The sequence below is a fragment of the Pseudomonas sp. MWU13-3659 genome, from assembly GCF_023757525.1.
Classification (GTDB): domain Bacteria; phylum Pseudomonadota; class Gammaproteobacteria; order Pseudomonadales; family Pseudomonadaceae; genus Aquipseudomonas; species Aquipseudomonas entomophila_E.
In genome coordinates this window covers 187,530-210,654 of record NZ_JAMSHW010000005.1, presented here as the reverse complement: position 1 = coordinate 210,654, position 23,125 = coordinate 187,530, and the positions used below count along the sequence as shown (strand labels likewise).

The 23,125-nt window shown below is 64.0% G+C and carries 20 protein-coding genes; 14 read left to right on the top strand and 6 right to left on the bottom strand.

What is annotated here, in order from left to right; genetic code table 11:
• Positions 1-77: 77 nt before the first annotated feature.
• On the top strand, positions 78-1,604 hold the full coding sequence (pdxR, locus tag NGM28_RS09365; protein WP_252089882.1) for a MocR-like pyridoxine biosynthesis transcription factor PdxR: 1,527 nt from the start codon (positions 78-80) through the stop codon (positions 1,602-1,604).
• Between the two features lie 57 nt (positions 1,605-1,661).
• Here pdxR and NGM28_RS09360 read toward each other — a convergent pair whose 3' ends face one another.
• The 3 genes from NGM28_RS09360 to NGM28_RS09350 all read right to left on the bottom strand — a co-directional run bounded on the left by NGM28_RS09360 (position 1,662) and on the right by NGM28_RS09350 (position 5,015).
• Positions 1,662-2,765: an extracellular solute-binding protein gene (locus NGM28_RS09360; RefSeq protein ID WP_240064208.1), complete on the bottom strand. Its 1,104-nt coding sequence runs from the start codon at positions 2,763-2,765 to the stop codon at positions 1,662-1,664.
• A gap of 2 nt (positions 2,766-2,767) precedes the next feature.
• The gene (locus NGM28_RS09355; RefSeq protein WP_252089880.1) at positions 2,768-3,808 is read right to left on the bottom strand and encodes a histone deacetylase family protein; all 1,041 of its coding nucleotides are present in this window, start codon (positions 3,806-3,808) and stop codon (positions 2,768-2,770) included.
• A gap of 214 nt (positions 3,809-4,022) precedes the next feature.
• The gene (locus NGM28_RS09350; protein WP_252089877.1) at positions 4,023-5,015 is read right to left on the bottom strand and encodes an AraC family transcriptional regulator; all 993 of its coding nucleotides are present in this window, start codon (positions 5,013-5,015) and stop codon (positions 4,023-4,025) included.
• Between the two features lie 699 nt (positions 5,016-5,714).
• Between NGM28_RS09350 and NGM28_RS09340 the strand changes: the two genes are divergently transcribed.
• Positions 5,715-6,236, top strand: a complete 522-nt coding sequence (locus NGM28_RS09340; protein ID WP_252089875.1) for a hypothetical protein — start codon at positions 5,715-5,717, stop codon at positions 6,234-6,236.
• Positions 6,237-6,331: 95 nt separating this feature from the next.
• Here the strand turns inward: NGM28_RS09340 and aspA are convergent, their stop codons facing one another.
• A complete protein-coding gene (gene aspA, locus NGM28_RS09335; protein WP_240064215.1) occupies positions 6,332-7,756 on the bottom strand; it encodes an aspartate ammonia-lyase in 1,425 nt (474 codons plus the stop codon).
• A 181-nt stretch (positions 7,757-7,937) separates the two neighbouring features.
• Between aspA and NGM28_RS09330 the strand changes: the two genes are divergently transcribed.
• From NGM28_RS09330 to NGM28_RS09310, 5 genes are all read left to right on the top strand, one after another.
• Positions 7,938-8,867: a LysR substrate-binding domain-containing protein gene (locus NGM28_RS09330; RefSeq protein ID WP_011536444.1), complete on the top strand. Its 930-nt coding sequence runs from the start codon at positions 7,938-7,940 to the stop codon at positions 8,865-8,867.
• A 170-nt stretch (positions 8,868-9,037) separates the two neighbouring features.
• Complete coding sequence (gene purE, locus NGM28_RS09325; RefSeq protein ID WP_011536443.1) at positions 9,038-9,529, top strand: 5-(carboxyamino)imidazole ribonucleotide mutase; 492 nt, start codon at positions 9,038-9,040, stop codon at positions 9,527-9,529.
• A 10-nt stretch (positions 9,530-9,539) separates the two neighbouring features.
• Positions 9,540-10,622 carry a 5-(carboxyamino)imidazole ribonucleotide synthase gene (locus NGM28_RS09320; RefSeq protein ID WP_252089873.1) on the top strand — a complete coding sequence of 361 codons (1,083 nt, stop codon included), beginning with the start codon at positions 9,540-9,542 and terminating at the stop codon, positions 10,620-10,622.
• A gap of 96 nt (positions 10,623-10,718) precedes the next feature.
• Positions 10,719-10,964: a GlsB/YeaQ/YmgE family stress response membrane protein gene (locus NGM28_RS09315; protein ID WP_240064217.1), complete on the top strand. Its 246-nt coding sequence runs from the start codon at positions 10,719-10,721 to the stop codon at positions 10,962-10,964.
• Positions 10,965-11,015: 51 nt separating this feature from the next.
• A complete protein-coding gene (locus NGM28_RS09310) occupies positions 11,016-11,549 on the top strand; it encodes a DUF3299 domain-containing protein (RefSeq protein ID WP_252089872.1) in 534 nt (177 codons plus the stop codon).
• A 92-nt stretch (positions 11,550-11,641) separates the two neighbouring features.
• Here the strand turns inward: NGM28_RS09310 and NGM28_RS09305 are convergent, their stop codons facing one another.
• Positions 11,642-12,538, bottom strand: coding sequence for a D-hexose-6-phosphate mutarotase (locus NGM28_RS09305; RefSeq protein WP_252089870.1), 897 nt, complete (start codon positions 12,536-12,538; stop codon positions 11,642-11,644).
• A 73-nt stretch (positions 12,539-12,611) separates the two neighbouring features.
• Positions 12,612-13,010, bottom strand: a complete 399-nt coding sequence (locus NGM28_RS09300; RefSeq protein ID WP_003253317.1) for an acyl-CoA thioesterase — start codon at positions 13,008-13,010, stop codon at positions 12,612-12,614.
• Between the two features lie 361 nt (positions 13,011-13,371).
• Between NGM28_RS09300 and NGM28_RS09295 the strand changes: the two genes are divergently transcribed.
• From NGM28_RS09295 to NGM28_RS09265, 7 genes are all read left to right on the top strand, one after another.
• Positions 13,372-14,661, top strand: a complete 1,290-nt coding sequence (locus NGM28_RS09295) for an MFS transporter (RefSeq protein WP_240064220.1) — start codon at positions 13,372-13,374, stop codon at positions 14,659-14,661.
• A gap of 304 nt (positions 14,662-14,965) precedes the next feature.
• On the top strand, positions 14,966-15,964 hold the full coding sequence (locus tag NGM28_RS09290; protein ID WP_240064221.1) for a phosphate ABC transporter substrate-binding protein PstS: 999 nt from the start codon (positions 14,966-14,968) through the stop codon (positions 15,962-15,964).
• 142 nt (positions 15,965-16,106) lie between these two features.
• Positions 16,107-18,395, top strand: coding sequence for an ABC transporter permease subunit (locus NGM28_RS09285; protein ID WP_240064222.1), 2,289 nt, complete (start codon positions 16,107-16,109; stop codon positions 18,393-18,395).
• A gap of 17 nt (positions 18,396-18,412) precedes the next feature.
• Positions 18,413-20,083: a phosphate ABC transporter permease PstA gene (pstA, locus tag NGM28_RS09280; RefSeq protein WP_252089868.1), complete on the top strand. Its 1,671-nt coding sequence runs from the start codon at positions 18,413-18,415 to the stop codon at positions 20,081-20,083.
• A 104-nt stretch (positions 20,084-20,187) separates the two neighbouring features.
• Positions 20,188-21,021: a phosphate ABC transporter ATP-binding protein PstB gene (gene pstB, locus NGM28_RS09275; protein WP_134689168.1), complete on the top strand. Its 834-nt coding sequence runs from the start codon at positions 20,188-20,190 to the stop codon at positions 21,019-21,021.
• Positions 21,022-21,150: 129 nt separating this feature from the next.
• On the top strand, positions 21,151-21,921 hold the full coding sequence (gene phoU, locus NGM28_RS09270; protein ID WP_023630537.1) for a phosphate signaling complex protein PhoU: 771 nt from the start codon (positions 21,151-21,153) through the stop codon (positions 21,919-21,921).
• A gap of 163 nt (positions 21,922-22,084) precedes the next feature.
• Positions 22,085-22,996 carry a response regulator gene (locus tag NGM28_RS09265; RefSeq protein WP_252089865.1) on the top strand — a complete coding sequence of 304 codons (912 nt, stop codon included), beginning with the start codon at positions 22,085-22,087 and terminating at the stop codon, positions 22,994-22,996.
• The last annotated feature ends 129 nt before the right edge of the window (positions 22,997-23,125 follow it).

The window sequence follows — 23,125 nt, the reverse complement described above, 5'->3', positions numbered from 1 at the left end:
GTGCTGTGGCTCCATCCTAGGCAGGCTATTGGCCCTGCGTAAGAGCCATTTACCCCTATTTTCATAGGTCCAATGCCATGAGCGAGCCATCCCATGCACTGCCTTTCGACCCCGCCGGCATCGTGCTTGACCGTCGCCGGGGGCTCAGCCAGCAGCTTTACCAGGCGCTGCGTGCGCGCGTGCTGGATGGGCGCCTGGGCAGCGGCACGCGGCTGCCGGCGACACGGGACCTGGCAGCGGTGCTGGCGCTGTCGCGCAACAGCGTGGTGCGGGCCTATGACCAGTTGTATGCCGAAGGCTTCATCGAGAGCCGGGTGGGGGATGGCACTTATGTGAGCCAGCTACCGAAACTATCCACACAACTGTCCACAGGGTTATCCCTGGGTTTATCAACAGACTTATCCACATTTTGTGCTTCTGATACTGAGGATTTATCCAGTTTCGCTGATACTGACGAGCCTTTTGGACGCCTGAAAAATCATCAACTGCCGCTACCCAGAGGGGGTTCTCCGAAGGCGTTTCGTGTGGGAGTACCTGCGTTCGATCTCTTCCCGTTCGAGGTGTGGGCCAAGCTGCACGCGGGTTTCTGGCGAAACCCGGACCCGGCGTTGCTGGGTTATGGCGATCCGGCAGGGGAGCCACAGCTGCGTGAACTGATCGCCACCTACCTGCGCCGCTCTCGGGGCCTTTCCTGCACGGCTGAACAAATTGTGATCACCAGTGGTTCGCAGGAAGCAATTAACCTTTGTGCACAGCTGCTGTTGCGGCCTGGTGATGGCGTGGCTGTGGAAAACCCGGGGTACCGTGCCGCCGGGCATGCCTTCGCGATGGCCGGGGCGAAGCTCCGGGGCGTGCCGGTGGATGAAGAGGGCATGGATTGCGCGAGGCTGGGCGAGTTGCCCGAGTGCCGGCTGGCCTATGTGACGCCGGCCCACCAGTACCCCACCGGGGTCACTATGAGCCTGGCCCGGCGCCTGGCGCTGCTGGCCTGGGCCGAGCGCCGGGAGGGCTGGATCATCGAGGACGATTACGACGGCGAGTATCGCTACAGCGGTGCGCCCCTGGCGCCGCTGGCCGCGCTGGACCGGGCGGGGCGGGTGCTCTACGTCGGCACCTTCGGCAAAATCGCCTTTCCCGCGTTGCGGCTGGGCTACCTGGTGCTGCCTCGCGGGCTGGTTCAGGCCTTCAGCCAGGCGAGGGCGCTGGCGGTGCGCCATTCCGAGGTGGGCACCCAGTGCGTCATGGCGCAGTTCATGGCCCAGGGGCATTTCCAGCGGCATATCCGGCGCATGCGGCGTGCCGCGCTGGCGCGGCGCAATGTGCTCAAAGCCGGCTGGCCGATGGATGTGCCAGGGTTGGGAGCGATGCCGGAGGTGGCGGCAGGGCTGCATGTGAAGGTGGATGTGGATAACTTTGCGCGGGAGCAGGAATTGGTACAGCGGGCCGAAGCGATGGGGGTGGAGGTCAATCCTTTGAGCGGTTACTGGCTGGAAGACAGCGAGGTGCCTGTGGATAAGCGTGCGGGGTTGGTGCTGGGGTTTGCGGCGGTGCCGGAAGCCGGGATTGCGGCTGCGCTGATGCGCTTGCGCAAGGCCTGGAGATAGTTCGCCGGCAAGCCGGCTCCTACACGGATCAGTAGGAGCCGGCTTGCCGGCGAAGGCTCAGGTCCCGGACTTGATCTTGGTCCAGGCCCGCGTGCGCGCACGCTCTGCATCCCGCGCCAACGGCTTGAGCGTGTACAGCGTGGCCATCGCCTCTGCCGTCGGGTACAGGTTCGGGTTGTTGCGAATCGCCGGGCTGACCTTCTCGGTCGCATCCTTGTTCGGGTTCGGGTAGCCGACGAAATCGCTGATCGGCGCGATCACCTCAGGCCGCAGCAGGTAGTTGATGAACGTGTGGGCATCCTCCGGGTTGGCCGCGTTTTTCGGGATCGCCAGCATGTCGAACCAGATCGGCGCCCCTTCCTTGGGCAGGCGCATGTCCACGGTCACGCCGTTCTTCGCCTCGTGGGCGCGATTGGCGGCCTGGGAGAAACTGCCCGAATAGCCTACCGCCACGCAGATGTCGCCATTGGCGATGTCGGCCATGTATTTGGAGGAGTGGAAGTAGGTGATGTGCGGGCGGATCTTCAGCAGCAGGTCCTGGGCTTTCTGGTAGTCGGCCGGCTTGTTGCTGTTGGGATCCAGGCCCAGGTATTTCAGGGCCAGCGGCAGGATCTCCGACGGCGAGTCCAGCAGCGCCACGCCGCATTGCTTGAGCTTGGCGATGTTCTCTTCCTTGAAGATCAGGTCCCAGCTGTCCACCGGGGCATTTTCACCGAGCACGGCCTTGACCTTGTCCGGGTTGAAGCCGATCAGCACGGTGCCGTACATGTAGGGCACGGCGAACTTGTTGCCCGGGTCGTTGGCCTCGATCAGCTTCATCAGCGCCGGGTCCAGGTGCTGCCAGTTGGGCAGTTTCGAGCGATCGAGGGGCTGGAACACACCGGCCTCGATCTGCTTGGCGAGGAACACGTTGGACGGTACCACCACGTCGTAGCCGGAGTTGCCGGTCAGCAGCTTGGCTTCCAGCGCCTCGTTGGTGTCGAAGATGTCGTACACCAGCTTCACAGCGCTGTCTTTCTGGAAGTCGGTGAGGGTTTGCGGGGTGATGTAGTCGAACCAGTTGTACACCCGCAAGGTGCGCTGGTCGGCGTGGGCCGGGAGCGCGCCGGCGAGTAGGCCGGCGGTGATGAGCGGGGCGAGCAGACGCTTGAGTCGGACCATGTTCAGGCTCCTGGCTGGGCGCGCTGGAAACCTTCCAGCACATTGACTGCGTTGATGCCGATTTCTTCCACCGCGTAGCCACCCTCCATCACGAACAGGGTCGGCTTGCCGAGCTGGGCGATGCGTTCGCCCATCGCCAGGTAGTCGGGGCTGTCGAGCTTGAACTGGGAGATGGGGTCGTCCTTGAAGGTGTCCACACCCAGGGAGATCACCAGCACGTCGGCGTCGTAGGCGGCGATGCGCTGGCAGGCCTCTTCCAGGGCGGCGCTCCAGGCGGCCCAGTCGCTGCCGGCGGGCAGGGGATAGTTGACGTTGCAGCCTTCGCCCGCGCCTTCGCCAACTTCATCGGCATACCCCAGGAAGAACGGGAACTCGTCCTGCGGGTCGCCGTGGATCGAGGCGAAGAACACATCGTCGCGGCTGTAGAAGATGTCTTGGGTGCCGTTGCCGTGGTGGTAGTCGACATCGAGGATGGCCACCTTGCGCCGGCCCTGGTCGAGGAAGGCCTGGGCGGCGATGGCGGCGTTGTTCAGGTAGCAGTAGCCGCCCATCACCTCGGCGGCGGCATGGTGCCCTGGCGGGCGGCACAGGGCGAAGGCCGCATGGGCGCCCTGCTGGATTGCGGCCTGGGCGGTCAGTGCCACCTGCGCGGCGCTGTAGGCGGCCTGCCAGGTGCCGGCGGTGATTGGCGCGCCGGCGTCGAAGCTGTAGTAGCCCAGTTCGCCGTGCAGGCCAGTGGGCTTGACCTGGCGCAGGGTGCGCGCCGGCCAGGTGAAGGGCAGCAGGTCGCCGTCGTGGCCCAGTGCCGCCCAGCGGGCCCAGGCGCCTTCGAAGAAGTTCAGGTAGTCGGCGCTGTGGATGCGCTGCAGCGGGGCGCGGCCGAAATCTGTGGGGCCTTGCACCGGGCCGAGGTTGCGCTGCTTCACCTGATCGAGGACGTGGTCGGCGCGCGAGGGCATCTCGAAACAGGGCATCAGCTGGCCGTCGATCAGCTCGCAGCGGCCGTGGTGCAGGCGGTGGTCATCGGAATAGATCGTCAGCACGTGTTGTTCTCCGTTTATGACTGGCGTGGGGCCATTCTGGTGGGCGGCCAAGCCAGGGAGAACGACGCAAACGGCCAAAAGGGGATCGATGTGGCCACGGGTGCTGGCCGAATTCTTATCATCCCGAACCAGCCCATTTGCGGGCATGACGCAAATATTGAGAGCGGTGCTGCCCCTGTAGGAGCGGGTTTACCCGCGAAACGGGCGATACAGATCACCCACGAAAATGGCTTGGTGCCACGCCACTCCAGCGCTGGAAGGCATGCCGAAAACTCGCGGTCTCGCTGAACCCCAGTGTTTCGGCGATGCGATAGATCGGCATCTGGTCCTCGGCCAGCAACTGCTTGGCCCGCTCGAAGCGCAGCTCATCCAGCAGCTGTTGATAACTGCTGCCCAGCGCCTGCAGGTGCCGGCGCAAGGTGCGCGACGAGCAGTTCATCTGCCGGGCCAACCCGTCCAGCCCGGGTGCCGCGTCCAGTTGCTGCAGCAGCAGCTGGCGAATCCGCCCCAGCCAGGCCTGGCGCCCGGTGAACTCCAGGTTCAGGCGCCGGCAGCGTTCGCCCATGGCCTTGTGGGTGATTGGGTCTGCCAGTGGCAGCGGCATGTCGAGCCAGCGGCGTTCGAAGGCAAAGGCGTTGTCCCTGGCCTCGAACCCCAGCGGGCACTGGAACGCCCCGTCGTAGAGCGCGTGATAGCCGGGCCGGGCATGTTCGAAGCGTGCCGCCAGCAGCGGCAGCGGGCGGCCCAGCAGGTCGTCGCAGATCACCTTGAGCGACACCAGGCAGAACTCGGCGTTGAAGGCCGCCAGCCCCGGCGCGTCGTGATGGTCGCTGGCGCACAGCCAGACCCGCTGGCCATCGTCGACCAGGCGCAGCTGGAAGACTGTTCCCAGCAGTGCCGGATAGCTCAGCGCCAGGCGCAGGGCGTCACCCAAAGTGGCACTGGAGAGCAGGGCGTAACCGAGCATGCCGTAGCACGACACATGCATGCGCCTGCCCAGCTCCAGGCCGATGTCCTCGCGCCGGGCCACGGCGTTGGCGCACACCTGCAGCTCTTGCTGGGTGGTGATGCGCGCATCGCTGTGGCCCAGGTCCGCCGGGCCAATGCCGCTGCCGGCGAGCAGCTGCCGCGGGTCGACGCCGGCCTCCTGGAACACCTGGAGGATCAGCGAAACCGCGTTGAGGGTGGTGAGGTGGCTGTGCAGCATGCTCGGTATCCCGTGGGGCTGAGGGGAATCAGCAGCAATTTGCGTGCCTCGTGGCTTGGTAAACGCCTTACACCCTTCAAGGAAAGCTCCTACGTGAGCTCGGATCGGTCCCGCATATCTGGTGGAGAAGTTCGGCTAGCTTGGCGGTTTTCCCCACTTTGCAGGGGGCAATGCTGCACCCCGGCCAAGGTGGCCCAACCAGGGACAACGGATGTTCGAATCATTACCCCCCGACCGCCTGCGGTTTCACGTACCGGCGGTCCAGCCTGAGCTTCAGGTCCTGAAATTCGACGGCGACGAATACAGGCGATGCCGAACTGCGCCTGGCCGAGCCGGACCTTTCGGCGCCGCAGACGCATTGGGGTTGGCTGGCGAGCCTGGCGCCCGGCGACTGGGCGGCCTGGCTCAGCCACTGGCGGGCGCGGGTGATGGTCGGGTACGGGCTGTATCGCTTTCACGACAACCGCGTACTGGCTCGTGCCTTGGATGTCTTGGCTCCGGCTGAACTGCCTGCCTACCTCGGGCCGACCATCAACCTCTGTTATTGGCGAATGGATGGATGGCGGGTTGTGGATAACCCGGCTCCCGGTAGCTACCCCGTGCCCTCCGAACCGGCCTGGCTGCCGCACCATCACCGAGCAAGCGCTTTGCAACCGCATGCTGCGGCACGAATACGGCCCGCCCGAACGTATGGATTTCATGGATCAACTGTTCAGGATCGGTGACCATTTCATGGTTGCGTATCTTCCCGCTTGCTGGGCCGCATTACGCCGCCATCAGGAGGTCCTGCTGGCCAACACGCCCCCTGTCACCCGCCGTGAACTGTCGCTGATCCGCGCACTGCTGGTTTCATTCGATGACCAGCTCCAGCGCAGGCAGGCGTCGATCAAGCAGGCGGACCCACACCGTCGCCAACATGAAAACCGGCTGCAAATCATGCACGAGGAACGCCGCCGACTCGAAGCCACCCTGACGCGACTTTCTGCGCTCGCCACCACCACCGTCACCGCAGCCCAGGTCTACGGCTCGCTCGTCAACCACCCCGAACTCGAAATTGTACTCGCCCGCTGGCACGCCCATGACGTGAACAACCGTGAAGAGCAGCTTGCCATGGTCCCCGCCGAACTACCCTCAAGCGAGCCACCGATAATCAAAGTGTCCTTCGACGAGATCCTCGCCATGCTCGATGCCGAGAGCGATCCGTCGGCCCCCTGGACTTGATATAAAAAAAGGGCCCGGAGCGTGCGCTCGGGCCCTTGAAAGGTTGAGAGGTGTCTAGTCCCTCGACCTGGTGAGACGTTTTGCAGCGGTCTGGGTTACGCCTTCAGCGGAACCAGACGGGGAGCGATCATGTTCTCCGGACGCAGGATGTCGTTGAGCATCGCTTCGTCCAGCAGCTTCTCCTCGCGCACCAGTTCCAGCACGCCGCGGCCGGTTTCCAGGGCGACGCGGGCGATACGGGTGGCGTTTTCGTAGCCGATGTACGGGTTCAGGGCGGTGACCAGGCCGATCGAGTGCTCGACCAGTTCACGGCAGCGCTGTTCGTTGGCGGTGATGCCGACGATGCAGTGCTCGCGCAGCATGTCCATGGCGCGTTGCAGCAGGCGGATCGAGTCGAAGATCTTGTAGGCGATCAGCGGTTCCATCACGTTCAGCTGCAGCTGGCCACCTTCGGCGGCGACGGTCAGGGCCAGGTCGTTGCCCATGATGGCGAAGGCGACTTGGTTGACGGCTTCCGGGATTACCGGGTTGACCTTGCCTGGCATGATCGAGCTGCCTGGCTGACGCGCCGGCAGGTTGATCTCGTTGATGCCGGTACGCGGGCCGCTGGACAGCAGGCGCAGGTCGTTGCAGATCTTCGACAGCTTGACCGCGGTGCGCTTGAGCATGCCGGAGAACAGCACGAAGGCGCCCATGTCGGAGGTGGCTTCGATCAGGTCGGCGGCGGGCACCAGCGGCTGGCCGCTGATGATCGCCAGGCGCTGAACGGCCAGCATCTGGTAGCCCGGGTCGGCGTTGATGCCGGTACCGATGGCGGTGCCGCCCAGGTTGATTTCGGTCAGCAGTTCCGGAGCCAGCGAGCGCAGGCGCTGCAGGTCTTCGGTCATGGTGGTGGCGAAGGCGCGGAATTCCTGGCCCAAGGTCATCGGCACGGCGTCCTGCAGCTGGGTACGGCCCATCTTCAGTACGTGGTCGAACTCTTTACCTTTGGCGGCGAAGGCCTGGATCAGGCTGTCGAGGCTGGCCAGCAGGGCGTCGTGGCCCAGCAGCAAGCCCAGGCGGATCGCGGTCGGGTAGGCGTCGTTGGTCGACTGCGCCATGTTCACGTCGTTGTTCGGGTGCAGGTACTGGTACTCACCTTTCTGGTGGCCCATGTGCTCCAGCGCAACGTTGGCGATGACTTCGTTGGCGTTCATGTTGGTGGAGGTGCCAGCACCGCCTTGAATCATGTCCACGACGAACTGATCGTGGAAGTCACCCTTGATCAGTCGGGCGCAGGCTGCGCTGATGGCAGCGTGCTTGGCATCGCTCAGGTGCCCCAGCTCACGGTTGGCGTCAGCAGCGGCTTGCTTGACCATCGCCAGGCCGACTACCAGTTTCGGGTAGTGCGACAGCGGAACGCCGGAGAGGTGGAAGTTGTTGGCAGCGCGCAGGGTCTGGATGCCGTAGTAGGCATCGGCAGGGACTTCAAGGGTACCAAGCAGATCTTTTTCGACGCGGAACGATGCAGCGGAGGACATGATGGATATCATCTCGATTTTGACCCGGCACCTGCCGGAATGGCGCCAATCCTAGGGCTGCCCGGATTTTGCGGCCAATGCTGTTGCACGCTAACCTATGCGCAAACGGCATACGGTTTGATGTGACGCCGATTGACAATCGAGCGTGTTCCATTTTGGTGCACGCGTTGCGGAGTAGTCGATGAACCTCGAAAGCAAATGGCTGGAGGACTTCAGTGCCCTGGCCTCCACCCGCAGTTTCTCGCAGGCGGCCGAGCGCCGTTTCGTCACCCAGCCGGCCTTCAGCCGCCGCATCAGAAGCCTGGAAGCGGCGCTGGGGCTGACCTTGGTGAACCGTTCCCGCACGCCCATCGAACTGACCGAGGCCGGGCAGCTGTTTCTCGTCACCGCGCGCACCGTTGTCGACCAGTTGAGCGAAGTTCTTCGCCATTTGCATCACCTCGAAGGCGGGCAGGGCGAGGTCATCCAGGTGGCGGCGGCCCACTCCCTGGCCTCGGGCTTCTTCCCCCGCTGGGTGGCCCAGTTGCGCAACGACGGCTTGAACATCGCCACCCGCCTGGTGGCCACCAACGTCGGTGACGCAGTGCATGCCTTGCGCGAGGGTGGGTGCGACCTGATGCTGGCCTTCTATGACCCGGATGCGGCATTGCAGATGGATGCCGAAATCTTCCCTTCACTGCACATGGGCGACACCGAGATGCTGCCGGTGTGCGCCGTGGGGCCGGACGGCAAGCCCTTGTTCGACCTTGAAGGCGAGGGCAGCGTGCCGTTGCTGGCCTACAGTGCCGGCGCTTTCCTCGGCCGTTCAGTCAACCTGCTGCTGCGCCAGCGCAACCTGCGCTATACCACTGTCTATGAAACCGCGATGGCCGACAGTCTCAAGAGCATGGCGCTCGAAGGCATGGGCATTGCCTGGGTGCCGAAGCTGTCGATGCGCGGCGAGCTGGAGCGTGGCGAACTGGTGATCTGTGGCGGCAGCCAGTGGCATGTGCCGCTGGAAATCCGCCTCTATCGTTGCGCCCTGGTGCGCAAGGCCAACGTGCGCTTGCTGTGGCGCAAGCTGGAGGGCGGTTCAGTTGACCCGAAAGTCAGCCAAACCCCCGAAAAATAAGGGCGACAGTTGGTCGCCGGGGTGCCTTAAACGCACTCCCTTGCGGTATACTGCGCGGCCTTTCGACCGGACAGTTCCGGTCCAGATCAGCAAACAAGCCACGCCGGTCGTCCCGCGTGGCTTGTTGTTTTTTGACGCGCCTGCGGGCGCACAAGCGAAGAGGCTCGACGATGAGTGCACTGGTTGGCGTGATCATGGGCTCCAAGTCCGATTGGTCCACCCTTAGCCACACCGCCGATATGCTGGAAAAACTCGGCATTCCCTACGAGGTGAAGGTGGTTTCCGCCCACCGTACCCCGGACCTGCTGTTCCAGTACGCCGAGGAGGCCGACGGCCGCGGCATCGAGGTGATCATCGCCGGTGCCGGTGGCGCCGCCCACCTGCCGGGCATGTGCGCCGCCAAGACCCACTTGCCGGTGCTGGGCGTGCCGGTGCAGTCGTCGATGCTGTCGGGCGTCGATTCGCTGCTGTCGATCGTGCAGATGCCGGCCGGCGTGCCGGTTGCCACCCTGGCCATCGGCAAGGCCGGCGCGATCAACGCCGCGCTGCTGTCGGCGAGCATCCTGGGGGCCAAGTACCCGCAGTTCCACGCGGCGCTCAAGCAGTTCCGCACGGAGCAGACCGACACCGTGCTGGACAATCCAGACCCGCGCCAGGCTTGAGGTTGACGCTATGAAGATCGGTGTAATCGGTGGCGGCCAGCTGGGCCGCATGCTGGCCCTGGCGGGCACCCCGCTGGGCATGAACTTCGCTTTCCTCGACCCGGCCCCGGACGCCTGCGCCGCGCCGCTGGGCGAGCACCTGCGCGCCGACTACGGCGACCAGGACCACCTGCGCCAGCTGGCCGACGAAGTCGACCTGGTGACCTTCGAATTCGAGAGCGTGCCGGCTGAAACCGTCGCCTTCCTTTCGCAGTTCGTGCCGGTCTACCCGAGCGCCGAAGCGCTGCGCATCGCCCGCGACCGCCTGTTCGAGAAGAGCATGTTCCGCGACCTGGGGATTCCGACCCCGGCTTTCGCGGACATCCTCTCGCAAGCAGACCTGGACGCCGCTGTCGCCAGCATCGGCCTGCCGGCCGTGCTCAAGACCCGCACCCTGGGTTATGACGGCAAGGGCCAGAAGGTTCTGCGCAAGCCCGAAGACGTGGTCGATACATTCGCCGAACTGGGCAGCGTGCCCTGCCTGCTGGAAGGCTTCGTGCCGTTCACCGGCGAAGTGTCGCTGGTGGCCGTGCGTGCCCGCGATGGCGAAACCCGCTTCTACCCGCTGGTGCACAACACCCATGAGAGCGGCATCCTGAAACTGTCGGTGGCCAGTGATGCACATCCGCTGCAAGCCCTGGCCGAAGACTACGTCGGCCGCGTGCTGCAGAAACTGGACTATGTCGGCGTCATGGCCTTCGAGTTCTTCGAGGTCGACGGTGGCCTGAAGGCCAACGAGATCGCCCCGCGCGTGCACAACTCCGGGCACTGGACCATCGAAGGCTCCGAATGCAGCCAGTTCGAGAACCACCTGCGCGCCGTGGCCGGCCTGCCGCTGGGTTCGACCGCCAAGGTGGGTGAGAGCGCCATGCTCAACTTCATCGGCGAAGTGCCGGCGGTGGACAAGGTCATCGCCATCGACGACTGCCACCTGCACCACTACGGCAAAGCCTTCAAGGTCGGACGCAAGGTCGGCCACGCCACCCTGCGGTGCCAGGACATGGCCACCCTCAGGGCCAAGATTGCCGAAGTAGAGGCGCTGATCGCCGGCTGAGCGAACTTCTGGCCGGCAATGCCGCTCTGAGATGGCAACATGCCAAAGCGCTGACTAGGCTTTGGCATGTTTCATGTTCATCACAGAGGGTTTGCCATGGGCATCATTGGAACCATCTTCATCGGCCTGATCGTCGGCCTGCTGGCGCGTTTCCTGAAACCGGGTGACGACAGCATGGGCTGGATCATGACCATCCTTCTCGGCATCGCCGGCTCCCTGGCCGCCACCTATGGTGGGCAAGCCCTTGGCATCTACCAGGCCGGGCAGGCCGCGGGCTTCTTCGGGGCCCTGGTGGGCGCGATCATCCTTCTGGTGCTCTACGGCTTCATCAAGAAGAGCTGAACACACGTTAGAATGCCCGGCAATTCAATCCCCGAGTTGCCGAGCATTCCCATGCGTGCGTTATTCCTCGTTCCCTTGCTGCTGGCCAGCGCCTTGGCCCATGCCGAACTGCCCGAGACCGACTGGCTGGAGCTGATGCCCAAGTCGGACCAGAAAGCCCTCGAGCAGATGCCCGAGATCGACCACGACTCCCCGGAAGCCCAAGGGACTTTCACCGCTAAAGGCGGCCTGAAGCAGAGCAAGGGCTTGCCGGCGGTGATGTACTCGACCAAGACCGTGGCTGCGATGAACGGCAAGCAGATCCGCCTGGGCGGGTATCCTGTGCCATTGGAGAGCGATGCCAAGGGCAACAGCACGCTGTTCTTCCTGGTGCCTTACCCAGGCGCCTGCATCCATGTACCGCCGCCGCCGCCGAACCAGCTGGTGTTGGTGCGTTATCCGAAGGGGTTGAAGATCGACGATATCTACACGCCGTTGTGGGTGACCGGCCTGCTGAAGGTGGAGAAGGTCAGCAATGACCTGGCGGATGCTGCGTATGCGCTGGACGCGGGGCAGGTGAGGGTGGTGGAAGACGCCGATCTGTGAAGCCTGTTCGCCGGCAAGCCGGCTTCTACAGAACATGTGTAGGAGCCGGCTTGCCGGCGAACAGGCCCCTGCCGACAGCTGAAACTATGGGATCAGAGCGCTTCGCTACCGATCGCCACGCGCATCGAATGGCTGGCCCCCGGCCTTAGCGTCACCACATCATCCATCACATTCGCCGTCTCGATGCACAGCATGCGCTGCCAGCCATCGTCCGCCATGTCCGGCAGGTCGCGGGCGCGGTCGGTCCAGGGGTTCCAGATCACCGCGGTGCGTGAGCCTCCGGCCTGCAGGGTGATGCGCCGGTTCCAGTGCGGGTCGACGATGGCCAGGCGCTCGGGGGCATTAAGGTAGATGCGGTCGGTCTCGCCCGCGAACCCCAGGTTGCCCTGCTGCTGGCGCTGCTCCCAGTTGGCCAGGGTCTCGATGTAAGTCAGCCCATCCACACCTTCTACCTGCACCTGGCGCACGTCGCTCACGGCAAAGTAGCTGTGCAGGGCCTGGCTCAGGGTGACATCGGTGTTGCCGAGGTTATAGCTGGTGAGGGCCAGCTTCAGCTGTTGGCCCAGCTCCACCACAAGCTTGAGCTCCACTTCGTGCGGCCAGCCCGGTAGATCACCCTGAGCTTCGGGCAGTGCGAACTCGATGTGCAAGGTATCGCCGGCTTCCTCGACACCCAGCAATTGCCAGTCGCGGCCGCGCACCAGGCCGTGGGCCGGTGGTTGCTCGCCCTTGTACATGGCTTTGACCGAGTCGGGGTTGCGTTCGAAGATGCCGAACCACGGCCAGCACACTGGCGCGCCGGCGCGCACCGACTTGCCCTGGCGGAAGATGGCCTGGTCGCTCAGCCACAGCAGCGGCGGCTCGCCGATCCGCTGGTAGCTGAGGACCTGCGCGCCCTGTTGGGCGATCAGCAGTTCGGCGTGTTTGCTGGTGATGCGCCAGCAGTGGAGTTCGCCGTGTTGCTCGGTGTCGACCTGGAAGTTAGCCATTGCACTCGTCTCATTGGTTGCCTGTCGGGCCGTTGGACCCGGTGACTTGCCATGAGTTTAACGCCCGCGTGGCTCAGCGACGAGGCACGGAGCGGGTGCGGCCACTGCCATCGATGGCGACGAACACGAACACGGCTTCGGTGACCTTGCGCCATTCGCTGGACAGGGGGTCGTCACTCCACACCTCGACCATCATCTGGATCGAGCTGCGGCCGATCTCCAGGGTCTGGGTATAGAAGGACAGTTGCGCGCCCACTGCCACCGGCACCAGGAAGGCCATGCGGTCGATGGCCACCGTGGCCACCCGGCCACCGGCAACGCGGCTGGCCATGGCGGTGCCGGCCAGGTCCATCTGGGCGACCAGCCAGCCGCCGAAGATATCGCCGAAACCGTTGGTTTCACGCGGCAGCGCGGTGATCTGCAGGGCCAGGTCGCCTTGCGGGATAGGATCTTCTTGTTCGAGCTCAATCATGCCGTGGGGCCTCTGACCCGTGACGCTTCGTGGGTGGCGCAGTGAAGGACGCCATAAAAACGATTCAGCAACACACATACTACGCTGATTTCGCTTCAGGGGCGGCCAAAGGGAGACTCTGCGAAACAGTCCGACGATTCTGACCGACGTTTTCGCACAATATCCCTTGATGCAAGCAACCTTTTCCTACGAGCGGGCAGTATATATACCCACACAGCCAGCGACGACCGCACATTGATGAATATCTGTACGGATTTTGTACCGCTATGAGCGTGGCTCGGCAATTTGCTATCTTCGCTGCCTGACCTACCCAGAAGCCGCATGCCAAGCGGTCCGCAGACCTATAAGAGAAACAACAGCGATGACCTCCGTGCAGAGCAGTATCGAGCAGCCGTCCCGGCCGTTGTCCCGCAGTGACTACAAGACCCTCTCGTTGTCCGCCCTGGGCGGTGCGCTGGAGTTCTACGACTTCATCATCTTCGTGTTCTTCGCCACCGTGGTCGGCAAGCTGTTCTTTCCTGCCGACATGCCCGAATGGCTGCGCCTGATGCAGACCTTCGGCATCTTTGCCGCCGGCTACCTGGCGCGGCCCCTGGGTGGCATCGTCATGGCCCACTTCGGCGACCTGCTCGGGCGCAAGAAGATGTTCACCCTGAGCATCTTCCTGATGGCGGTGCCGACCCTGGTGATGGGCCTGCTGCCCACCTATGAGCAGATCGGCCTGTGGGCGCCGATCCTGCTGCTGTTGATGCGGGTGATCCAGGGCGCGGCCATCGGCGGCGAGGTGCCGGGGGCCTGGGTGTTCGTCTCCGAGCACGTGCCGGCGCGCAACACCGGCTATGCCTGCGGCACCCTGACCGCGGGCCTGACCTCGGGCATCCTGCTCGGCTCGCTGGTGGCGACGCTGATCAACACGATCTATACCCCGTACGAAGTGGCGGACTTTGCCTGGCGTATCCCGTTCCTGCTCGGTGGGGTGTTCGGCTTCTTCGCGGTCTACCTGCGCCGCTGGCTGCATGAAACCCCGGTGTTCGCCGAGATGCAGGCGCGCAAGGCCCTGGCCGAAGAGCTGCCGCTGCGCGCGGTGCTGCGCGACCACCGTGGCGCGATCATCCTGTCGATGCTGCTCACCTGGCTGCTGTCGGCTGGCATCGTGGTGATCATCCTGATGACTCCGGCATTGTTGCAGAGCCTCTATCACGTCAGCCCCACCGACTCGCTCAAGGCCAACAGCCTGGCCATCGTGCTGCTCAGCCTGGGCTGCGTCGGTGCTGGCAGCCTGGCCGACCGCTTCGGTGCCGGGCGGGTGTTCATCGTGGGTAGCCTGGCGCTGCTGGCGTCTTCCTGGGCCTTCTATCACAGCCTGCCGACTCGCCCGGACCTGCTGTTCCCGTTGTATGCGCTGACCGGCTTGTGCGTGGGCATCGTCGGTGCCGTGCCCTACGTGATGGTCAAGGCGTTCCCGCCGGTGGTGCGTTTCAGCGGGTTGTCGTTCTCCTACAACCTGGCCTACGCGATCTTCGGTGGGTTGACGCCGATGGTGGTGACCGCGCTGCTGAAGTTCAGCCCCATGGCGCCTGCTTACTATGTGGCTTGCCTGTGTGCCGTTGGTCTGCTGGTCGGTACCTATCTGCTGGTCAACAAGCGCTGATCCGAGCAAATAACGCGGACCTGTAGGAGCGGCCTTGTGCCGCGAAAGGGGCGCGCAGCGGCCCCAGGATCTCGGCCTCATGCAAGACCGCCGGGGCTGCTTTGCAGCCCTTTCGCGGCGCAAGGCCGCTCCTACAGGGGCGTGCCCCGCACCTCTCCAGAAACATCTTGAAAGGCCGTCCCGGATATCCGGTGATGGCCTTTCATCCAATTGTCACATTCGAGTCATAGAGTGTTCATGCGGCCTGCAGATACTTGGGCCCGTTCCATCACAAACCCCACGATATTCCTGCTAGGAGCAAGGCATGAAACTGAAGCGTTTGATGGCGGCCCTGACCTTTGCCGCCGCTGGCGTTGCCACCGCCAATGCGGTCGCCGCCGTCGACCCAGCAATCCCGACCTACACCAAGACCACCGGTGTATCGGGCAACCTCTCCAGCGTTGGTTCCGACACCCTCGCGAACCTGATGACCCTGTGGGCCGAGGCCTACAAGAAGGAATATCCGAACGTAAACATCCAGATCCAGGCCGCCGGCTCCTCCACCGCGCCACCTGCGCTGACCGAAGGCACCGCCAACCTGGGCCCGATGAGCCGCAAGATGAAGGACGTCGAGCTGCAGGCCTTCGAGCAGAAGTACGGCTACAAGCCAACCGCCATTCCGGTTGCCGTCGACGCCCTGGCTGTGTTCGTGCACAAGGACAACCCGATCAAGGGCCTGACCATGGCTCAGGTCGACGCCATCTTCTCCTCCACCCGCCTGTGCGGTGGCAAGAGCGAAATCAAGACCTGGGGCGACGTCGGCGTGACCGGCGACCTGGCCAACAAGCCAATCCAGCTGTTCGGCCGCAACTCGGTATCGGGCACCTACGGCTACTTCAAGGAAGAAGCCCTGTGCAAAGGCGACTTCAAGCCTAACGTCAACGAACAGCCTGGCTCGGCTTCGGTCGTGCAGTCGATCAGTTCCTCGCTGAACGGCATCGGCTACTCGGGCATCGGCTACAAGACCGCCAGCGTCAAGACCGTGGCCCTGGCCAAGAAAGACGGTGGCGAGTTCATCGAAGACAACGAAGCCAACGCCCTGAACGGCTCGTACCCGCTGTCGCGCTTCCTGTACGTCTACGTCAACAAGGCCCCGAACAAGCCTCTGGCCCCGCTGGAAGCCGAGTTCGTCAAGCTGGTCCTGTCCCAGGCCGGCCAGCAAGTTGTCGTGAAGGACGGCTACATCCCGCTGCCAGCCAAAGTGGTCGACAAGACCCTGGCCGACCTGGGCCTGTCCCACGCGGGTAACGTTGCAAAGAAGTAAGTAACTGAGGACGGGGCCGGTGACTATCATGCCGGCCTCTTCCACGAATTCCTTAGTCCGAAGCCAGGGCTCCTGAGCGGCGGGCTTTTTTGCGTCACTGCACTGTCATGTTTTTGTCATACGGGACCGCTAGGGTGTGCGCATGAATGATCTGGCCAACTCCACAATGACCCAAAATTCTCCTCCCGTGCGCATTGACTTCAATACGCCCGAGTTGCAACGCAAGCGCCGCATGCGCGCCCTGAAGGACCGCCTGACCCGCTGGTACGTCCTGGTGGGCGGCCTCGCCGTGCTGGCAGCGATCACGCTGATCTTCTTCTACCTGGCCTATGTGGTGCTGCCGCTGTTCCAGGGCGCCACGCTTTCCAGCAAGAAGGCCCTGGAGCCGACCTGGTTGCAACAGGATGCCGGCAAACCCCTGATGATCGCCCTCGAGGAACAGAACCTCGTGGGCATGCGCGTTTCCGACAAGGGCCAGGCCCTGTTCTTCGACACCAAGACCGGTGGCGAACTGAAGCGCGTCGACCTGCCGCTGCCCGCCGGTACCCAGGTCAGCTCGATCAGCACCGACCAGCCTGGTAGCCCGCTGGTGGTGCTGGGCCTGTCCAACGGCCAGGCGCTGGTGTTCCACCACACCTACAAGATCACCTACCCGGACAACAAGAAGACCATCGAGCCGGGTATCGACTACCCCTACGGCCAGGACTTGTTCACCCTGGACAGCGAAGGCCGCGCGCTTGAGCACGTGAGCGTCAACGTCAACGGCGACACCCTGCTGCTGGCCGGCTCCACCGGCGCGCACCTGCAGGTGATCGAACTGTCGCGCACCGAAAACATGATGACCGACGAGGTCACCATCGAGCAGAACCGCATCGAGCTGCCGCAGATGACCGAGGTGGTGAAGAACATCTTCATCGACCCGCGCCAGCAGTGGCTGTACGTGGTCAACGGCCGCGCCACCGCCGACGTGTTCAGCCTGCGCGACAAGAGCCTCAACGGCCGTTACAAGCTGCTGGAGGACGGCAACGCCGAGATCACCGCGACCGCCCAACTGGTCGGTGGCATCTCGCTGATCTTCGGTGACTCCAAGGGCGGCCTGAGCCAGTGGTTCATGGCCCGCGACCCGGATGGCGAACAGCGCTTCAAGCTGATCCGCAGCTTCCAGCTGGGCAAGGCCCCGGTGGTGCAGATCGACGCCGAAGAGCGCCGCAAGGGCTTCGTCGCCCTGGACAGCGAAGGCAAGCTGGGCGTGTTCCACAGCACCGCGCACCGCACCCTGCTGGTCGAGCCGGTCGCCGAAGGCGCGGGCATCCTGGCCCTGTCGCCGCGTGCCAACCGCATCGTCATCGAGCAAGGCGGCAAGCTGCTGCCCCTGAGCCTGCGCAACCCGCACCCGGAGATCTCCTTCAGCGCGCTGTGGGGCAAGGTCTGGTACGAGAACTACGACGAGCCTAAATATGTCTGGCAGTCGACCGCCTCGAACACCGACTTCGAACCCAAGCTGAGCCTGTCGCCACTGACCTTCGGTACGCTCAAGGCCGCGTTCTACGCAATGATCCTGGCCGCCCCGTTGGCCATCGCCGCCGCCATCTACACCGCCTACTTCATGGCCCCGGGCATGCGCCGCAAGGTCAAGCCGGTGATCGAGCTGATGGAAGCGATGCCAACAGTGATCCTCGGCTTCTTCGCCGGCCTGTTCCTCGCGCCGTATCTCGAAGGCCACCTGCCGGGCGTGTTCAGCCTGTTCGTGATCATGCCGGTCGGCATCCTGCTCGCGGGCTTCAGCTGGAGCCGCCTGCCGGAGTCGATCCGCCTGCGCATCCCGGATGGCTGGGAAGCGGCGATCCTGATCCCGGTGATCCTGGTGATCGGTTGGTTCGCCCTGTACATGAGCCCGTTCCTGGAGAGCTGGTTCTTCGCCGGCGACATGCGCCTGTGGATCACCAACGACCTCGGTATCACCTACGACCAGCGCAATGCCCTGGTGGTCGGTATCGCCATGGGCTTCGCGGTCATCCCGAACATCTACTCCATCGCTGAAGACGCCGTGTTCAGCGTGCCGCGCAGCCTCACCCTGGGCTCGCTGGCCCTGGGCGCCACACCGTGGCAGACCCTGACCCGCGTGGTCATCCTCACCGCCAGCCCGGGTATCTTCTCGGCGCTGATGATCGGCATGGGCCGTGCGGTGGGCGAAACCATGATCGTGCTGATGGCCACCGGCAACACCCCGGTGATGGAGCTGAACCTGTTCGAGGGCATGCGCACCCTGGCCGCCAACGTGGCCGTGGAAATGCCCGAATCGGAAGTCGGCGGCAGCCACTATCGTGTGCTGTTCCTCGCCGCCCTCGTGCTGCTGCTGTTCACCTTCGTGATGAACACCTTGGCCGAGCTGATTCGCCAGCGCCTGCGCAAGAAATACTCGTCGCTTTGATAGAAAGGTAGAGATCCGTGAAAAAGGATTCCCTCAAAGGCTGGTTCAAGAGCGGCGCCCCCGGCGTCTGGATCAGTGGTGGCGCGGTCGCCATGGCGGTCATCATGACCGTCGGCCTGCTGGCCGTGATCGCTGTGCGCGGCCTGGGCCACTTCTGGCCGGCCGACCTGGTCCAGGCCACCTACAAGGTGCCGGGCCAGGCCGACCACGTGGTCATCGGTGAAGTGGTGCAGAAGGAAGAAGTACCGCGCGAACGCCTCAAGGGCGCCGGCCTGCCGGTGCCCGACCAGGGCCCGGAGTTCATGACCCGTGAGCTGATCAAGGTCGGTAACCGCGACCTCAACGGCAGCGACTTCACCTGGGTGGTCGGCGAGTGGCTGGTCGACCAGCGCAAGCCGGTCGACCTGATCGCCCTGGAGCGTCGCGAGTGGGGCAACTTCTATGGCTACCTGGTCAGCGTCAAGGAAGAAGGCCGCGTGGTTGCCCAGGGCCCGGAAGCCTGGAACGAGCTGCAGGCCCGCCTCAAGCGTGCCAGCGAGTTCAACGACCAGCTGGTGAAGCTGGAGAAGAAGGACATCGGTGCCATCAACCATGGCCTGGAGCGCCTGCGCCTGCACGGTCGCAAGCTGGAGCTGGACGGCAAGCTGGACGCCGCCGCCCAGGCCGACATGGATGCCGAGCGCGCCGAGCTTAACAACCGCTACAAGGCCATCGAGGAGCGCCTGACCGGCCTGCACCAGGCCTTCGCCCGCGACAGCCTGGTGGCCCGCGACGGCAACGGCCGCGAAGTGGAGATCAACCTGAGCAAGGTGGTCCACGCCATCCAGCCGAACGCCATGTCCGGCATGACCAAGATGGGCGCCTACTTCGCCAAGGTGTGGGAATTCCTCAGCGACGACCCGCGTGAGGCCAACACCGAAGGCGGTATCTTCCCGGCCATCTTCGGCACCGTGATGATGACCTTGATCATGGCCGTGATCGTCACCCCGTTCGGCGTGCTGGCGGCGGTCTACCTGCGCGAATACGCCAAGCAGGGCCCGGTGACCCGGTTGATCCGCATCGCGGTGAACAACCTGGCCGGCGTACCGGCGATCGTCTACGGCGTGTTCGGCCTGGGCTTCTTCGTCTACGTGCTGGGCGGTTCGATCGACCGGCTGTTCTTCCCCGAGTCGCTGCCGGCGCCGACCCTCGGCACCCCCGGCCTGCTGTGGGCCTCGCTGACCCTGGCGCTGCTGGCGGTGCCGGTGGTGATCGTGGCCACCGAGGAAGGCCTGGCGCGCATTCCGCGCACGGTGCGCGAAGGTTCGCTGGCCCTGGGCGCGACCAAGGCCGAGACCCTGTGGAAAATTGTCCTGCCGATGGCCAGCCCGGCCATGATGACCGGCATGATCCTCGCCGTGGCCCGTGCCGCCGGCGAAGTGGCCCCGCTGATGCTGGTGGGTGTGGTGAAGCTGGCGCCGTCGCTGCCGGTGGACGGCAACTACCCGTACCTGCACCTGGACCAGAAGATCATGCACCTGGGCTTCCACATCTACGACGTCGGCTTCCAGAGCCCCAACGTCGAGGCCGCGCGGCCGCTGGTGTACGCCACCGCGCTGTTGCTGGTGCTGGTGATCGCTACCCTCAACCTCTCGGCGGTGTGGATCCGTAACCACCTGCGCGAGAAGTACAAGGCCCTCGACCACTGATTTCCAAGCCTTAAGCCACAAGCGGCAAGCGCCAAGCTGCTCGCCGCTTTGCTCAAACTTGCAGCTTGCAGCTGATAGCTTGCAGCTACAAAAGGAGTAAGAACATGCAACACGAAGCTCATACCCACGGCATCGACATGTCGGCCCTGGGCCGCGACAAGCAGAGCCTGCGCCTGGCCGAAGAGACCGTGGCCATCGAAGTCCCCGGGCTGTCCCTGTTCTACGGCGACAAGCAAGCGCTGTTCGACGTCAGCATGAACATCCCCAAGCAGCGCGTGACCGCCTTCATCGGCCCGTCCGGCTGCGGCAAGTCCACCCTGCTACGCACCTTCAACCGCATGAACGACCTGGTCGATGGCTGCCGTGTCGAAGGCGCCATCAACCTGTACGGCAACAACATCTACCGCAAGGGCGAGGACGTGGCCGAGCTACGCCGCCGCGTGGGCATGGTGTTCCAGAAGCCCAACCCGTTCCCCAAGACCATCTACGAGAACGTGGTCTACGGCCTGCGTATCCAGGGCATCAACAAGAAGCGCGTGCTCGACGAAGCGGTGGAGTGGGCGCTGAAGGGCGCGGCCCTTTGGGACGAGGTCAAGGACCGCCTGCACGACTCGGCGCTGGGCCTGTCCGGTGGCCAGCAGCAGCGTCTGGTGATCGCCCGTACCATCGCCGTGGAGCCGGAAGTGCTGCTGCTCGACGAACCGTGCTCGGCGCTGGACCCGATCTCGACGCTGAAGGTCGAGGAACTGATCTACGAATTGAAATCCAAGTACACCATCGTCATCGTGACCCACAACATGCAGCAGGCGGCCCGCGTTTCGGACTACACCGCCTTCATGTACATGGGCAAACTGGTCGAATTCGGTGACACCGACACCCTGTTCACCAACCCGGCGAAGAAGCAGACCGAAGACTATATCACCGGGCGCTACGGTTAACGGCGCCTTTGGCGCAGCTGCAAGCTTCAAGCTACAAGCTTCAAGAAAGAGCGGTTAGCGCGGAGCCAGGGAACGATACGAACTACTTGAAGCTTGCGGCTTGAAGCTTGCAACTTCGCGGAGCGAACGATGATCAACAAAGAAAGCCTTACCCACCACATCTCCCAGCAGTTCAACGCCGAGCTCGAGGAGGTGCGCAGCCACCTGCTGGCCATGGGCGGGCTGGTCGAGAAGCAGGTGAACGACGCCGTCACCGCGCTGATCGAGGCCGACTCGGGCCTGGCCCAGCAGGTGCGCGAGGTCGATGAACAGATCAACCAGATGGAGCGCAACATCGACGAGGAGTGCGTGCGCATCCTCGCTCGTCGCCAGCCGGCGGCCTCCGACCTGCGCCTGATCATCAGCATCTCCAAGTCGGTGATCGACCTGGAGCGCATCGGCGACGAGTCCACCAAGATCGCCCGCCGCGCCATCCAGCTGTGCGAGGAGGGCGAGTCGCCGCGCGGCTACGTCGAGGTGCGCCACATCGGCGACCAGGTGCGCAACATGGTCCGCGACGCGCTGGACGCCTTCGCCCGCTTCGACGCCGACCTGGCGTTGTCGGTGGCCCAGTACGACAAGACCATCGACCGCGAGTACAAGACCGCGCTGCGCGAACTGGTCACTTACATGATGGAAGATCCACGTTCGATCTCCCGCGTATTGAGCGTGATCTGGGCCCTGCGTTCGCTGGAGCGCATCGGCGACCACGCGCGCAACATCTCGGAGTTGGTGATCTACCTGGTGCGTGGTACCGACGTGCGCCACATGGGCCTCAAGCGCATGAAAGCCGAAGTGCAAGGCGAGGCTTTCGATGAGGGCGAAATCGCTAATGTTCCGGCCGAACCGGACGATAAATAGAATTGCTCCCGAGCATGAACGCCCGGCAATCGCCGGGCGTTTTCGTTTGCGGTCGAGCACCAGCAGGCACCCGCGAACCGTGTGAGAAGTCCCGGCGTGACCAGTGGTTTGGCAAATGGCCATCAGTCGGCGGTATGCTAGCCGGGATTCAAGAGGAATATCGATGAGTAAAGTGAATGTGCTGGTCGTGGACGATGCCCCGTTCATCCGCGACCTGGTGAGGAAGTGCCTGCGTAACGCCTTCCCCGGCGTGGTAATCGAGGACGCGGTCAATGGTCGCAAGGCCATGGCGATGCTTAGCAAGGAACGTTTCGACCTGGTCCTGTGCGACTGGGAGATGCCCGAGATGTCGGGCCTCGAACTGCTGACCTGGTGCCGCCAGCAGGAAGAGATGAAGACCATGCAGTTCATCATGGTGACCAGCCGTGGTGACAAGGAGAACGTGATCCAGGCCATCCAGGCCGGTGTTTCCGATTTTGTCGGCAAACCGTTCACCAACGAGCAGTTGCTGACCAAGGTGAAGAAGTCGCTGACCAAGATCGGCAAGCTCGACGCCTTGATGTCCAGCGCGCCGGCGCGGGTCAACTCGGCGTTCGCCAACGACTCGCTCAGCGCCCTGACCGGCGGTCGCCCGGAGGCGGCCAAGGTGGCTGCGCCTGCCGCCGCGCCCGTGGCAGCAGCGGCCAAGCCGCTGATCAACGCGCCCACGCCGAAGACTGCTGCCGCGGCAGCCCAGGCGGGTCGTGGCCAGGGCCAGTTGCGCCTGTCCAGCGGCACCCAGCCGTGCGTGATCAAGGCCCTGAGCTTGAAGGAAGCCCTGCTGGTGGTGCGCCGCAGCGCCAACCTGCCGCAGGTGCTCGAAGGCGCGGTGCTGGACCTGGAACAGGGCGAGAGCGCCGAGGTGGCGCGCTTGAACGGCTACCTGCACGCTATCGCCGCGCTGGAGCCCAAGCCTGAGAGCGACTGGTTGCAGCTGACCTTCAAGTTCGTCGACCAGGATGCGCAGAAGCTCGACTACCTGTCGCGCCTGATTGCCCGCGGGACCACGCAGAAGTACTTCACGCCGGGCGCCTGATCGCCGTGATGTAGCGGCACACCCTGTAGGAGCGGCTTTAGCCGCGATCACTCGCGAAGCGGGTGCCAGGCACCGCGTTGTCTGCATCGCGGCTGAAGCCGCTCCTACAGAGGGCTCTAAAAACTTCCG